This window comes from Martinezella hainanensis, assembly GCF_900094555.1.
In the GTDB taxonomy this organism is placed as follows: domain Bacteria; phylum Pseudomonadota; class Alphaproteobacteria; order Rhizobiales; family Rhizobiaceae; genus Rhizobium; species Rhizobium hainanense.
Genome location: NZ_FMAC01000002.1, coordinates 395,873 through 409,099, shown reverse-complemented (window position 1 = coordinate 409,099; position 13,227 = coordinate 395,873). Strand labels below are relative to the sequence as shown.

The 13,227-nt window shown below is 61.0% G+C and carries 9 protein-coding genes; 3 read left to right on the top strand and 6 right to left on the bottom strand.

The annotated features are described in order from the left end of the window. Nucleotides 1–2: 2 nt before the first annotated feature. A complete protein-coding gene (locus tag GA0061100_RS08380) occupies nt 3–3,458 on the bottom strand; it encodes an ATP-binding protein (protein WP_075852268.1) in 3,456 nt (1,151 codons plus the stop codon). Next, nucleotides 3,458–4,693, bottom strand: coding sequence for a metallophosphoesterase family protein (locus GA0061100_RS08375; RefSeq protein WP_075852267.1), 1,236 nt, complete (start codon nt 4,691–4,693; stop codon nt 3,458–3,460). Before GA0061100_RS08375 ends, GA0061100_RS08380 begins: the two co-directional genes overlap by 1 nt. Nucleotides 4,694–4,916: 223 nt before the next feature. Between GA0061100_RS08375 and GA0061100_RS08370 the strand changes: the two genes are divergently transcribed. Beyond that, nucleotides 4,917–5,903, top strand: coding sequence for an aldo/keto reductase (locus tag GA0061100_RS08370; RefSeq protein WP_075852266.1), 987 nt, complete (start codon nt 4,917–4,919; stop codon nt 5,901–5,903). A 104-nt stretch (nt 5,904–6,007) separates the two neighbouring features. Then, nucleotides 6,008–6,745: an SDR family oxidoreductase gene (locus GA0061100_RS08365; RefSeq protein ID WP_075852265.1), complete on the top strand. Its 738-nt coding sequence runs from the start codon at nt 6,008–6,010 to the stop codon at nt 6,743–6,745. 121 nt (nt 6,746–6,866) lie between these two features. Here the strand turns inward: GA0061100_RS08365 and GA0061100_RS08360 are convergent, their stop codons facing one another. Beyond that, nucleotides 6,867–7,403 carry a winged helix-turn-helix transcriptional regulator gene (locus GA0061100_RS08360; protein ID WP_075852264.1) on the bottom strand — a complete coding sequence of 179 codons (537 nt, stop codon included), beginning with the start codon at nt 7,401–7,403 and terminating at the stop codon, nt 6,867–6,869. A gap of 89 nt (nt 7,404–7,492) precedes the next feature. Here GA0061100_RS08360 and GA0061100_RS08355 point away from each other — a divergent pair, with 89 nt between their 5' ends. Then, nucleotides 7,493–8,134 (top strand): dihydrofolate reductase family protein, encoded by a 642-nt coding sequence (locus tag GA0061100_RS08355; RefSeq protein ID WP_075852634.1) that lies wholly within the window; start codon nt 7,493–7,495, stop codon nt 8,132–8,134. 198 nt (nt 8,135–8,332) lie between these two features. Here GA0061100_RS08355 and hupB read toward each other — a convergent pair whose 3' ends face one another. The 3 genes from hupB to clpX all read right to left on the bottom strand — a co-directional run bounded on the left by hupB (nt 8,333) and on the right by clpX (nt 12,930). Next, a complete protein-coding gene (gene hupB, locus GA0061100_RS08350) occupies nt 8,333–8,608 on the bottom strand; it encodes a DNA-binding protein HupB (protein WP_015339480.1) in 276 nt (91 codons plus the stop codon). Between the two features lie 203 nt (nt 8,609–8,811). Next, on the bottom strand, nt 8,812–11,232 hold the full coding sequence (lon, locus tag GA0061100_RS08345) for an endopeptidase La (RefSeq protein WP_075852263.1): 2,421 nt from the start codon (nt 11,230–11,232) through the stop codon (nt 8,812–8,814). Nucleotides 11,233–11,652: 420 nt separating this feature from the next. After that, on the bottom strand, nt 11,653–12,930 hold the full coding sequence (clpX, locus tag GA0061100_RS08340) for an ATP-dependent Clp protease ATP-binding subunit ClpX (protein ID WP_047627083.1): 1,278 nt from the start codon (nt 12,928–12,930) through the stop codon (nt 11,653–11,655). Nucleotides 12,931–13,227: the final 297 nt, after the last annotated feature.

Genomic DNA, 13,227 nt, shown 5'->3' with positions numbered 1-13,227 from the left:
CGTCAGAGCTGGATCAGGTCCAGATCACGGCCGATCTCGCTCTTGGCGATGTCGACCACGCTTCTCTCATGGGTAAACAGGATCGTCTGGAAACGACCGGCCGTCGCGGCAAGCACCTGAAGTCCGGCGCTGACGCGCTCGTCGTCAAAGGTCTGAAAGATATCGTCGACGATCAGCGGCGCCGGCTCGTTGCGGGCGGAGTAATCTTCGAGGAACGCCAGCCGCAAAGCGAGATAGAGCTGGTCGCCCGTGCCTTCGCTCAGGCCATCCAGCGGCACGCGCTCGCCAGCCGCGCGTTCCGCCAGCAGCTGTAGCGCGTCGCTTTCATCATGCGCTTCGACTAGGCGTGAGAAACGGCCGCCCGTCAGCTGCGAGAAGAGTTCGCCGGCACGGCTGATGACGGGATCGGCCTGCTTCTCGCGATAGGCTTCCATCGATCCTGCCAGCATGCGGGCTGCAATCTTCAACACTACCCATTGCCGCGCGAGGTCTTTTGCCTCCTGCTCAGCCGATAGCTTTTCGAAAACCGCATATTCGGCGCTGACGCCCGTTTCCAGGGCCTGTCGCTGCCGGCGGTTTTCCGCCAGCTTCGCCGAAAGCTCGCCATGCGTTGCAAATTGCCGTTGATCTTCCTCGGTCAGTCGCTCGATTTTGAGGTCGGCAGCAACGCGTTCGAAGCCGGCCAGCTCGACGCGGAGATCGTCTTCAGCCCTGCCGTCGGCTTGCTGCCGGAAGCGATCGCGGCTTTCGACGAGACGGGTGGCGAGACGCGAGCGTTCACGCAGGCGAGAGAGGAGTGCCGGCAGATCGTCGACGCCGCCGAGATCCGCGGTCAATTGGTCTAAATCGGCGGCGATGGCGGCAAGGGCAGCCTCCTGCCGCGTCACGAGCGCTGCCCCACGCTGCCGCTCCTCTTCGAGACCGTCGCGCTTCTTCAGCTCGCCGCGCATAGCGTTGACGCGGGTGTGCAGCGCCTCGGCGGCGGCATCCGGCGGCAGATGATCCAACTCGTAACCGTTATTGGCGGCAAGGGTCGCGAGCCGCCGTTCAAAATCCGCCATATCGCGGCGCATGCCGTTGACGCGGCGCAGACGGTTTTCACGCTCTGCCAGAACATCGGGCAGTTCCTGCCATGCCTTCAGCGCGGCAGCCGCCATGTCGAGGGTCGTGTCAGCCGGCAAGCCAAGCAGCTCAACGGCTTTGGCGAAGCCGCCGCGCCACTCGACGTGCTGCCGATCCAAGATCTGCTGTTGATCCTCGAACCGGGTCAGCCGGTCACGCGCCGCGCCGATCTCCCCTTCCCGCGTGCGGCTTTCGCTCCAGCGTTCAGACAGAAGGCGCAGATGCTTGCGCAAGCCCTCCACAATCGCGGCCGGCGGAAGGCGGCCGCTCTTGTAGCCGGTCGCCTCGACAATATCCTGCAGCGCGGGCAGTACGCGACCTTCCGCCAGCGCATTCTCATCCCGTTCATCCCGCAAGTCGCGCAGCGCCTTGCGCTCGCGCCGCAGCAGCTCCACTCCGCGCCGCCATTCGAGCATCGTCGACGGATCGAGGGCATCGATACCGCAAGGCTCGAAGAGCGCCGCGAAGCTGGCCTGCGCTTCCTTCAGCGCCTTCTCATCGCCTTTGAGCCGACCGGAGGCCTCGTCCTGCTCCTGGACCAGACGCGCTTGCCGCAAGCGATAGTCGGCATGGCGGGCAACGCGATCCGCATCGCTGAGGGCGGCATCGGCCAGACGGTCCGCCTCGGCCACGCCGACGGTCAATACCGCAAGCACCCTGGCGTCCGGAGCCGCGCCCTCCGTCCACTTTTGCTGGATGGTGGACCATTGCGCGTCACGGCTTTCGCGCGCGGCGACGATCTGCTCGCGGGTAACGATCGGCCCGGTGCGCTCGGCGTCCGCGAGCGTTCGCTCTATCTCGGCCAGTTGCTCGTCATAGGCCTGCAGCTTGCCGGCAGCGTCTCGCACCTTCGATCGAGCGGCGTCGATGGCATCGCGATGGCCGGTAATCTCCGTCGCCTCCGGCAGCGGCACAGAAAACAGCATATCGATGTCACCAATCGGTGGCTTCAGCCGTCCAGCAGCCTCAATGAGATCGGCTTCGATGCGGCGTATCTGCGTTTCCAGCCCATCAAGGCGAGCCAAGGCCGAGAGATCGCCCGCCAGCGCCTCGAGCTGATCGATATAGGGCCGCGGGTCGATCAGCCGGCCGGCAAGGCTATCCCTTTCAAGGGCCGCAAGCTGCCTGCGCTCGCCTTCGGATTGCTCGGCAAGAGATTGCATCTGCCGCGCAAGCTGCCTGCCTTCATCCACCAGCTCTGACAGGCGCGCACGGTCGATATCACTTGGCTGCTGCCGCTCCAGCTCGGCTTCGGCAAGACCGAGACGGCGGGCGAGCTGCGAAAGTGAAGTGTCGTAACCGGCGAGCTCCTGATCGACGCGCGGCAGATCGTGACGCTGGGCGCGGTAGTTGCCGGTATCGGCAAAGAGCTGCGTGATATCGCCCGACATCTGCAGCAGCCCTTCATCCAGCTGGATGCGCGCAAGGTCTTCTTCTGCGCGGAGAACGGCTTGCTGCGCCCGGCGCAACTCCTCTTCGCTCGCCTGTTTGTCGCGCAGCCTCTGTTCGAGCCTGTCGGCGAAGCCATCCGGTATGGCGGAAAGATCCGACAGGCCATCGAGCGCAAGGGTTTCCGCATCGATTTCTGATAGCAAGGGCTGCAGGGTCTTCAGCCGCTTGAGCTGATCAAGCGCCTCGCGCGTGCCATGACGCTGCGTCTGCAGGCGCTCCAGCTCCGTCTCCAGCTCTGCCGCTTCGGCAAGAAGCTTCTTCCAGTCGCCGGATTTCAGCTCATTGTCCCGCTCGGCCTTGCGCGCATCCTCATAGCGGTCGAGAGCCTGGTAGAAGCCGCGATCCTTCGAGCGTCGGGCCGCATAGATGCCGTCCGCCTCCGCTTCCAGCGACTGGCGCAATCGTGACAGGCCGGTCAGCCCGGAAGCGGCTGAGAATAGCAGGCTGCCGATTTCGCCGCCGCTGCGCAGCATCGCGGTTGCGCCCTGCCGTAACCGCTGCGAGTCGAGCCCGAAGGCGCGCTCGAAGACATCGCGGCTCAAATTGCCGAGAAAGGGCGACAACGCATCCTCGGCGAGCGTGGTTTCCTTGTCATCCGGCGCCAGCAGCGTTCCCTTGCGGCCACGGCGGCGGCGGAAACTCAGCTTCGCACCATCGCGCGCACTGATATCAGCACCGATCCGCAAGGTATTTGGCTCATGCAGGAAGCTCTGCTCGGCTGCCGTCGGAAAACCGAACAGAAGATCGGAGATCGCGCTCAAGGCCGAGGATTTGCCCGCCTCGTTCGGGCCGTAGATCACATGCAACCGCGCGCCGGGGCGAAAATCGAGCGCGCGGTCAGTCAGTGCGCCATAGCGGAGAATATCGAGCCGGGTAAAGCGCATTAGCCCGCCCCCTGCCCACGCGCCAGCAGCAATTGCCGCGCCTCTTCGATGAGCGTGTCGATGTTGTCGTCCAGCGGCGTCTCGACCGCGCCGAGGCCGCCCGGCAGGCGCACGGCAATCTCGTCGATCAGGCGGCTTGCTTCCGCCGAGATATCGGCATCGCCCTCATGCTCGGCCAGAAGCTGACGCAGATCGAGCGCGCCGTCAGCATCCGCCGCCTTCTCCGGCGGCGGCTCCAGCCGCAGTTCTAGCTTTTCCAGCCAGATATCCTCATGCACGCGATGGCAGGCGGCTTCCACCTCGTCTCGCCATTGCTGGCGGTTGGCGGCGATCGCGCCATGCAGCGGCGTGACCCCGGAAAGCCGAACGCGCAGCGCTGTCATGCGACCGTCCATCTCATCCGCCAAAGGCTGTACCGCCTGTTCCACATGACGGAGGATCGCGGCTTGGTCATCTTCTGGGCCAGCAACGATGTCGACCTGCGCGAATCGCGCCTCGTCGACGATGATGCGCCCATGTTCGATCCGGCCGTCTTCGACGGTCACCAGAACCGCGCCCTTGGCACCGCGCTCGCGAATATTGCGGCCCTGCAGATTGCCGGGAAAGATGACCAGCGGATCCTGCGCCACTACTTCATAATCATGCACGTGGCCAAGCGCCCAGTAATCATAGCCGCGCGAACGCAGATCATCGACGGAGCACGGCGCATAGGGCGCATGCGGCTCGCGGCCGGTCAGCGACGTATGAAGAATACCGATGTTGAACCAGCCGGAGACGGGTGCCGGATAGGCAATCGCCAGATTGTCGTTGGCGGAGCGTTCGGCAAAGCCCTGACCGTGCAGTGCCACCTTCAGCGCCTCCAGCCTGACGCTGCCCGGCTTGCCGGTCGGAAATTCATGAACGTTTGGCGGCAATGTGATGGTCTTGGTGATGACGCTTGCCGCATCGTGATTGCCGCGCAGCAGATAGACCGGGATGCCCGCCCGCTCCAGACGCGCCATCTCGCGATTGAAGAACAGGCCGATCTTGTTGTCCTTCCAGTCGCCATCATAGACATCGCCGGCAATGACGAAGAAATCGACGGCCTTCTCGATCGCCAAGCCGACAAGCGTCGAAAAGGCTTTCCGGCTTGCTTCGACGAAGACTGCCGCGACGGCGGCATCCTTGAGGGCCAGACCCTGAAAAGGGCTGCCAAGATGCAGATCGGCGGCATGGATGAAGCTGAATGAGGGCATGGGCTCCGATAGCGGTCAGAAATCCGATCTCTCCTTTTAAGGAAACGAAGGCGCTGTGAATACCGCACCGGCGGCTTCATCCAACGGTTTCGTAAGCCGGACCGCGCCCCGCATATTCCTCAGTCACGCGATTGCGATCCTCGATCGCCGATGAGCGCTTGTGGCCCTGTCGGGCGGCTGCTACTGCCCTATCATCTAGCGAACAACGGAGAGGAGACATCTCATGAGACATCATGCTTTTGGACGGACGCCCTTTATCGTGACCGATGTCGGCTTCGGGGCCTGGCAGATCGGCGGCGCATGGGGTGATGTCAGCGAGGCTGACGGCCGTGCAGCGCTGAACGCCGCCCTCGATGCCGGCATGACCTTCATCGATACCGCCGACGTCTATGGCGACGGCCGCTCGGAAAAGATCATCGCCGATGTGTTGAAGGCACGCGTCGGCGAACGCCCGATGGTGGCGACCAAAGCCGGCCGCCGGCTGAACCCGCATGTGGCCGACGGCTATACCAAGGCCAATCTCGAAGGCTTCATCGATCGCAGCCTGAAGAACCTCGGCGTCGAAAGCCTCGATCTCGTGCAGCTTCATTGCCCACCGACCGAAATTCTTTACCGTCCGGAGATTTTCGTGGGTCTCGACGAGTTACAGAAGGCCGGCAAGATCAGGGGATATGGCGTCAGCGTCGAGAAGGTCGAAGAGGCGCTGAAGGCGATCGAATATCCGGGCGTACTCAGCATCCAGATCATCTACAACATCTTCCGGCAGCGACCCGACCATCTGTTCTTCAAGGAAGCCAAGCGCAAGAACGTGGCCGTTATCGCGCGCGTTCCCCTCGCCTCCGGACTACTATCCGGCAAGATCACCCGCGATACGCAATTCGCCAGCGACGATCACCGCAACTTCAACCGCCATGGCGAGGCCTTCGATGTCGGCGAGACCTTCGCGGGCGTGCCGTTCGAGGTTGGTCTCCAGGCCGTGGAAGAAGTGCGCAAGCTGGTGCCGGCTGGCGCCAGCATGGCGGCTTTCGCGCTGCGCTGGATCCTGATGAACGAAGCCGTCACCGTCGTCATCCCCGGCGCCCGCAATGCCGAGCAGGCCAAGGCCAATGCGGCAGCGGCCGATCTTGCTCCCCTTTCGGCCGACGTCATGGCGGCTACACGCGAGATCTACGAGCGCCTGATCGCGCCGCACGTCCATCATCGCTGGTAAGATATTTTGACATGGATGGCCGGAACCTGCTTCCGGCTATCGCACTGCTTTGGTTGGAGAAAAGCGAGTGAGAAGGCTCGAACCGGGCCTAGAGGAGGAATGCAATGAAAGTAGCGCTGGTAACGGGCGCCTCTCGCGGCCTTGGCGCCGTGATCGCCTTGCAGCTTGCGGAAGCAGGCTGGGCCGTCGCCGTCAACTATGCCAGGGATACCCAAGGGGCTGATAAGATCGTCGACACCATTCGGCAGCGCGGTGGACAGGCTTTTGCCGCCCGGTTCAGCGTAATCGACAAGAACCAGCTTGCGGACGGTTTGGAGCAGATCAAGTCATCGCTCGGACCGGTCGATCTGATCGTCAACAATGCGACGGGACCCCAGCCGGAAATGCCGCTCATGGAGCAATCCTGGCGGACATATCTCGACCAGCTGGAATTCTTCGTGAAGGCGCCGCTTGAGCTGCTGCAAGCCGTGCTGCCGGATTGGCGGGCCCGCAAATCGGGTCGTGTCATCAACATCGGTTCCGAGGTCGCGGAGCTTGGCAATCCCAATTTCGGCAACTACGCCTCCGCCAAGGGCGCGATGCTCTCGATGACGCGCTCCTGGGCGAGAGAGCTCGCGCCGGAGGGGATCACGGTCAATCTCATTGCGCCTGGCTGGATCCCGGTCGAGCGCCATGCGGAAGCGTCGCAGCAGGCAAAGGATGGCTATCTCGCACATACGCCGATGGCCCATTTCGGCAGGCCGGAAGACATTGCCGACGCCGTCGTCTTTCTCGCCTCGAGCAAGGCGGATTTCATCACCGGCCAAAAGCTTGCGGTCAATGGCGGCCGAACGCTGCTCTGACGCCGCCAGACAGCGAAAACGCACGATTCCCGCCGGGACAGCGGTGCCTTTTGCTCCTTTGCGCCGCCGGCAGGCATTGAGGTTCTTGCGCGCTGGTCACCTTGCCGGAGCATTCCCGTTGTTATCGGCGCAAACGCTCTCGCTCTTCGCGTTCCATCTTTGCGCGGGCCTCGAGAAACGCGTTGGTGAGATTTATCAGGACAGGCGATGTGACACTGCCATTTGCGCCGCCGATCGGGTCGACGATGTGAATGTTTCTAAGATCGTTCATGAAGTCGTCCCACAGAGCCGGGCCGCCATTCTCAAGAAGTTCGGCGCGGATGCTCAGGTCTTCGCTGACAGGCAGATGCCGCCTACCCCAGGCGCCGATCGCGGCGATCATGGGTACTAGCTGAATCGCCGGTTCCGTCAGACTGTAAATCGCCTTCTGACTGTGGGTCGGATCGTCGAGCTTGGTGATCAAGCCGAGCGAGAAGAGACGCTTCAGGCGCGCGGCGAGTATGTTGGAGGCAATCCCCTCCTCCGACCGATTGAGCAACTCGCGAAAATGCCGGCGATTACCGAACATGATGTCCCTGATGACGACCAGGCTCCAACGGTCCCCCAGCACTTCCATTGTCAGATTGATCGGGCATCCCGACCGCCGCTCGATATCCATATTCCCATCCTTCAACGAACCAATTGCAATGTAGGGTCAGGCATGCTACGACGCAACCAGTTGCAGATTGCAATTGGATGGAGGAAATCATGTCGAAAGTTCGTGTTGCAGGATTCTCGCTCTCTATCGATGGCTTCGGAGCCGGATTGGAGCAAAGCCTGAACGATCCCTTGGGCAAGCGTGGTCCGGAACTGTTTGAGTGGTTTTTCCCCACTCGGACATTCCAGGCGATGTTCGGAAAGGAGGGCGAAACGGAAGGTGCCGACGCAAAATACGCCGCATCAGCAAATACCGGCTTTGGTGCCTTCATCCTCGGCCGCAACATGTTCGGCCCCATTCGCGGCGATTGGCCCGATGAAAACTGGAAAGGCTGGTGGGGCGACAATCCCCCATATCATGCACCGACATTCATCCTCACGCATTACCCCCGCGAGCCGATCGTCATGGAAGGCGGTACGACCTTCTATTTTGTCACGGGCGGGATCGAGGAGGCGCTCAGCCAAGCCAAGGCGGCCGCCGGAGGCAAGGATATCAAGATAGGCGGCGGCGTCAGCACGGTGCGCCAATATCTTCAGGCGGGCTTGGTCGACGAGATACACTATGCCATTTCGCCAGTCATGCTCGGGAAAGGCGAAGCAATGTTCGCCGGCATCGACCTTCCTTCGCTCGGCTTCCGGGTCGTTGCGCATGAGGCGACAGAGAAGGCTACTCACATCGTTTTGAGCAAATGAGGGCCATCTGTCGCGGATCATCTGCACGGACGGCGCCATCCACTTGACGACTTTGCGCAAGTCCGCACCTGCTCGCCCGGGCTAGCCTTGAATTTTCAGCGCACAATTGCGGCATGAGATCATAAAAAAGGGCCTGCAAAAGCAGGCCCCAATCTTGTCCACCCGCAAGGCAGGTGCCTCGTAGCGGGTGAAAACGAATTAGCTGTTGACCGAGTCCTTCAGGCCCTTGCCGGGCGTGAACTTCGGTACGTTACGGGCAGGAATATCGACCTCGGCACCGGTGGACGGGTTACGGCCCTTGGTGGCTGCACGGTGGGAAACGGTGAAGCTGCCGAAACCAGCAAGGCGAATGTCGCCGCCCTTCTTCAGTTCAGCCTGGACAGTATCGAAAACAGCGTCGACAGCGGAAGCAGCGTCAGCCTTCGTGATACCGGCCTTCTCAGCCACTGCGGACACGAGCTCATTCTTGTTCATGTTTCCACCCCTTTCTCTGGTATGAAACGACTTATCAGTAAGCGGGGCGCAAAATAGCAATGCTCTTACCCGCCGCAACCCCAAAAACCCTGCAAATCAAGGAAAAGCAAGCGTTGCCATACGCTTTTCACAAAAAAAGACCGGCAAAAATGCCGGTCTTTTCGTGCATTTATGTCAATTCGACAGAATTGAGGCGAAGAGGCTCAATGAGCGATGGTAGAACCCACTTCGTCGACGCCTTCGACCGTTGCGATCACAGGCGTTTCCACGGTGCCGTCCCATTCGATCGGCTCGGGCCGGCGAACAAGCGCATGCTTGATCACCTCACCCATGCGCGACACGGGGATGATTTCCATCCTGTTCTTCACGTTGTCCGGAATCTCCGCCAGATCTTTGGCGTTTTCTTCCGGGATCAGTACCTTCTTGATGCCGCCGCGCAGTGCGGCGAGCAGCTTTTCCTTCAGGCCGCCGATCGGCAGCACACGGCCGCGCAGCGTGATTTCACCCGTCATGGCGACATCCTTGGAAACCGGGATGCCGGTCATGATCGAGACGATCGCGGTTGCCATGGCAACACCGGCAGACGGGCCATCCTTCGGGGTTGCGCCTTCCGGCACGTGCACGTGGATGTCGCTCTTGTCGAAGCGCGGCGGCTCGATGCCGAAATCGACAGCGCGCGAGCGGACGTAAGACGCCGCCGCCGAGATCGATTCCTTCATGACTTCCTTCAGGTTGCCGGTGACCGTCATACGGCCCTTGCCCGGCATCATCACGCCTTCGATCGTCAGCAGCTCGCCGCCAACCTCCGTCCAGGCAAGACCGGTGACAACACCGACCTGGTCGTCGCGCTCGGCTTCACCATGGCGGAACCGCGGCACGCCGAGATAGTCCGGGACGTTCTCAGCCGTGACAGCAATCGACTTGGTCTTGCCCTTGATGATCTCGGTAACCGCCTTGCGGGCAAGCTTCATCAATTCACGCTCGAGGTTACGCACGCCGGCTTCGCGGGTGTACTGCTGGATGATGATCATAAGAGCACCGTCGTCGACCGAGAATTCACTCGGCTGCAACGCATGTTCCTTGATGGCCTTCGGCAGCAGGTGCCGCTTGGCGATCTCGCGCTTTTCGTCTTCGGTGTAGCCGGCGATACGGATGATCTCCATGCGGTCCATCAGGGGCGCAGGGATATTCAGCGTATTCGCCGTCGTGATGAACATCACGTCCGACAGGTCGTATTCGACTTCCAGGTAGTGATCCATGAAGGTCGAGTTCTGCGCGGGGTCCAGCACTTCCAAAAGGGCCGAAGACGGATCGCCGCGATAGTCCTGGCCGAGCTTGTCGATCTCGTCGAGCAGGAACAGCGGGTTGGACTTCTTGGCCTTCTTCATAGACTGGATGACCTTGCCGGGCATCGAGCCGATATAGGTGCGGCGGTGACCGCGGATCTCAGCTTCGTCGCGGACGCCGCCAAGCGCCATGCGGACATACTCACGGCCGGTCGCCTTGGCGATCGATTGGGCGAGCGAGGTCTTGCCGACGCCCGGAGGGCCGACTAGGCACAGGATCGGGCCTTTGATCTTCGTCGCACGAGCCTGGACGGCCAGATATTCGACGATGCGCTCCTTGACCTTGTCGAGGCCGAAATGATCCGCTTCGAGGATCTTCTCGGCATTGTTCAGGTCAGCCTTGACCTTCGACTTCTTGTGCCAGGGGATGCCCAGCAGCCAGTCGAGATAGTTGCGCACGACGGTCGCTTCAGCCGACATCGGGCTCATCTGCCGCAGCTTCTTCAGCTCGGCATCGGCCTTTTCCTTGGCTTCCTTCGACAGCTTGGTCTTGGAGATACGCTCTTCCAGTTCGGCCATCTCGTCGCGGCCTTCCTCGCCGTCGCCGAGCTCCTTCTGGATCGCCTTCATCTGCTCGTTCAGATAGTATTCGCGCTGCGTCTTCTCCATCTGGCGCTTGACGCGCGAGCGGATGCGCTTCTCGACCTGCAGAACCGAAATCTCGCCTTCCATGAAGCCGAGCGCCTTTTCCAGGCGAGCCTTGACGCTGGTGGTTTCCAGCATTTCCTGCTTTTCGGTGATCTTGATCGACAGGTGCGATGCGACGGTATCGGCCAGCTTCGAATAGTCGTCGATCTGGCTGGCGGCACCGACCACTTCCGGCGAGATCTTCTTGTTGAGCTTCACGTAGCTCTCGAATTCGGAGACGACCGAGCGGCTCAAAGCTTCGAGCTCGACCTGATCTTCTTCCGGCTCGTGCAGCACATGGCCGAGGGCTTCGTAGAAGTCTTCACGGCCGGTATATTCGTCGATCTCTGCGCGCGCACGGCCTTCCACCAGCACCTTGACGGTGCCGTCGGGCAGTTTCAGCAGCTGCAGGACATTTGCAACGGTACCGACCTTGTGGATGGCGTCCGGCGCGGGATCATCATCGCTGGCATTGATCTGGGTGACCAGCATGATCTGCTTGTCCGAACCCATGACCTCTTCCAGCGCGCGAATGGATTTCTCCCGTCCGACGAACAGAGGCACGATCATGTGGGGGAAGACCACGATGTCGCGCAACGGCAGTACCGGATAGGCAATGCTGTCGTGTGTCGCAGACGTTTTCTTACTCATGTCATTTCCTTTCCGTCGTCCCGTTCCCGGGCTCTCTGCCGGCTTGGGGGATTTAGCCGGCTCTCTCACTTGGTAAACAAGTGGAGCTTCACACTGCCTATTTCAAGTCACAGGAAACGCCCGCCACAAGGCGACGATCCCGCGTATTCGCGAGGAGGAACGCAACAACAAAACACCAAGACCCGGCAACTCGAACACTGCCGGCGACGCTAAAATCCGAAGAGAAAACGCCGGGCCTGCGCCCTGTCCGCCTAGTGCTCCAGAATCATGCCATCATGGCTGCAGCAGGGGCTCTTCACAACCGGTTCCGACGGCATTCCAATAAGCTTATCCAAGACTTTATCAGCAAACTGCACGATTTTTCAAACAGAAAGAGGCCCGTCGATGACGAGCCTCCTATTCGTGATCGCTGATGGTGGATCAGGCCGTCGCGTTGGCCTTTTCTTCCTGCCGATCGGCATAGATGTAGAGCGGGCGGGCGGAGCCGCGAACCACTTCCTCGGAAATGACCACTTCGCGCACGCCTTCCAGGGCCGGCAGCTCGAACATGGTGTCGAGGAGGATCTTCTCCATGATGGAGCGCAGACCGCGGGCACCCGTCTTGCGGACGATCGCCTTGCGGGCGATTTCGCGCAGGGCATCCTCGTGGAAGGTCAGCTCGACGTCCTCCATCTCGAACAGGCGCTGATACTGCTTCACCAGCGCGTTCTTCGGCTCGGACAGGATCTGGATCAGCGCATCCTCGTCGAGGTCTTCCAGCGTCGCCAGAACGGGCAGACGGCCGATGAATTCCGGGATGAGGCCGAACTTCACCAGATCTTCCGGCTCCAGCTCCCGCAAGACTTCGCCGACGCGGCGGTCATCCGGCGCCTTGACGGTGGCGCCGAAGCCGATCGAGGTCTTCTCGCCGCGGGCGGAGATGATCTTGTCGAGGCCTGCGAAGGCACCGCCGCAGATGAAGAGGATGTTGGTCGTGTCCACCTGCAGGAATTCCTGCTGCGGATGCTTGCGGCCGCCCTGCGGGGGAACCGAAGCCACCGTGCCTTCCATGATCTTCAGAAGCGCCTGCTGCACGCCCTCGCCCGAGACGTCGCGCGTGATCGACGGATTGTCCGACTTGCGGGAAATCTTGTCGACTTCGTCGATGTAGACGATGCCACGCTGCGCGCGCTCGACGTTGTAGTCGGCAGCCTGCAGCAGCTTCAGGATGATGTTTTCGACGTCCTCACCGACGTAGCCGGCTTCCGTCAGCGTCGTCGCATCGGCCATGGTGAACGGCACATCGATGATGCGGGCGAGCGTCTGGGCAAGATAGGTCTTGCCGCAGCCTGTCGGACCGACGAGCATGATGTTCGACTTCGCCAGCTCGACGTCACCGTTCTTCGATGCGTGAGCGAGACGCTTATAATGGTTGTGAACGGCAACGGAGAGGATCTTCTTCGCCTGCCGCTGGCCGATGACGTATTCGTCAAGAACCTTGATGATGTCCTGCGGGGTCGGAACACCGTCACGGGACTTCACCATCGAGGATTTGTTTTCCTCGCGGATGATGTCCATGCATAGCTCGACGCACTCGTCGCAGATGAATACGGTCGGTCCGGCAATCAACTTCCGGACTTCATGCTGGCTCTTACCGCAGAACGAACAATAAAGCGTGTTCTTTGAGTCGCCGCCGTTGCTGCCGCTGACTTTGCTCATATCACTTTCCTTCCAGCACGCCGCAAATTTCCAAATTGAAATTGCGGTCCACTCTATGCGCCCGCCGGACCTGCCCCTCGTTTGCAGATCGCGGCGCCCTTCAGGGTACTGAACGCAGGCCAGGCAACCAACCGGAACTGCGTGGCAACGAATCCCCCTTCGAATGCCGAATGCTATGTCACAAAAACGCTACATAGCATTAATGCCTACTATTACCGCGTTCCGCTCCACATTAAACCCCTATTCGATCACAAATGGGATAGAACTGTGGCGTAGAAGTCACCGCCCCGTGGATTA

Coding starts and splice junctions, on each gene's coding strand:
- GA0061100_RS08380 (WP_075852268.1), bottom strand. CDS start 3,458: ATGCGCTTTACCCGGCTCGATATTCTCCGCTATGGCGCACTGACTGAC.
- GA0061100_RS08370 (WP_075852266.1), top strand. CDS start 4,917: ATGAGACATCATGCTTTTGGACGGACGCCCTTTATCGTGACCGATGTC.
- GA0061100_RS08375 (WP_075852267.1), bottom strand. CDS start 4,693: ATGCCCTCATTCAGCTTCATCCATGCCGCCGATCTGCATCTTGGCAGC.
- lon (WP_075852263.1), bottom strand. CDS start 11,232: ATGAGTAAGAAAACGTCTGCGACACACGACAGCATTGCCTATCCGGTA.
- hupB (WP_015339480.1), bottom strand. CDS start 8,608: ATGAACAAGAATGAGCTCGTGTCCGCAGTGGCTGAGAAGGCCGGTATC.
- clpX (WP_047627083.1), bottom strand. CDS start 12,930: ATGAGCAAAGTCAGCGGCAGCAACGGCGGCGACTCAAAGAACACGCTT.
- GA0061100_RS08360 (WP_075852264.1), bottom strand. CDS start 7,403: ATGGATATCGAGCGGCGGTCGGGATGCCCGATCAATCTGACAATGGAA.
- GA0061100_RS08355 (WP_075852634.1), top strand. CDS start 7,493: ATGTCGAAAGTTCGTGTTGCAGGATTCTCGCTCTCTATCGATGGCTTC.
- GA0061100_RS08365 (WP_075852265.1), top strand. CDS start 6,008: ATGAAAGTAGCGCTGGTAACGGGCGCCTCTCGCGGCCTTGGCGCCGTG.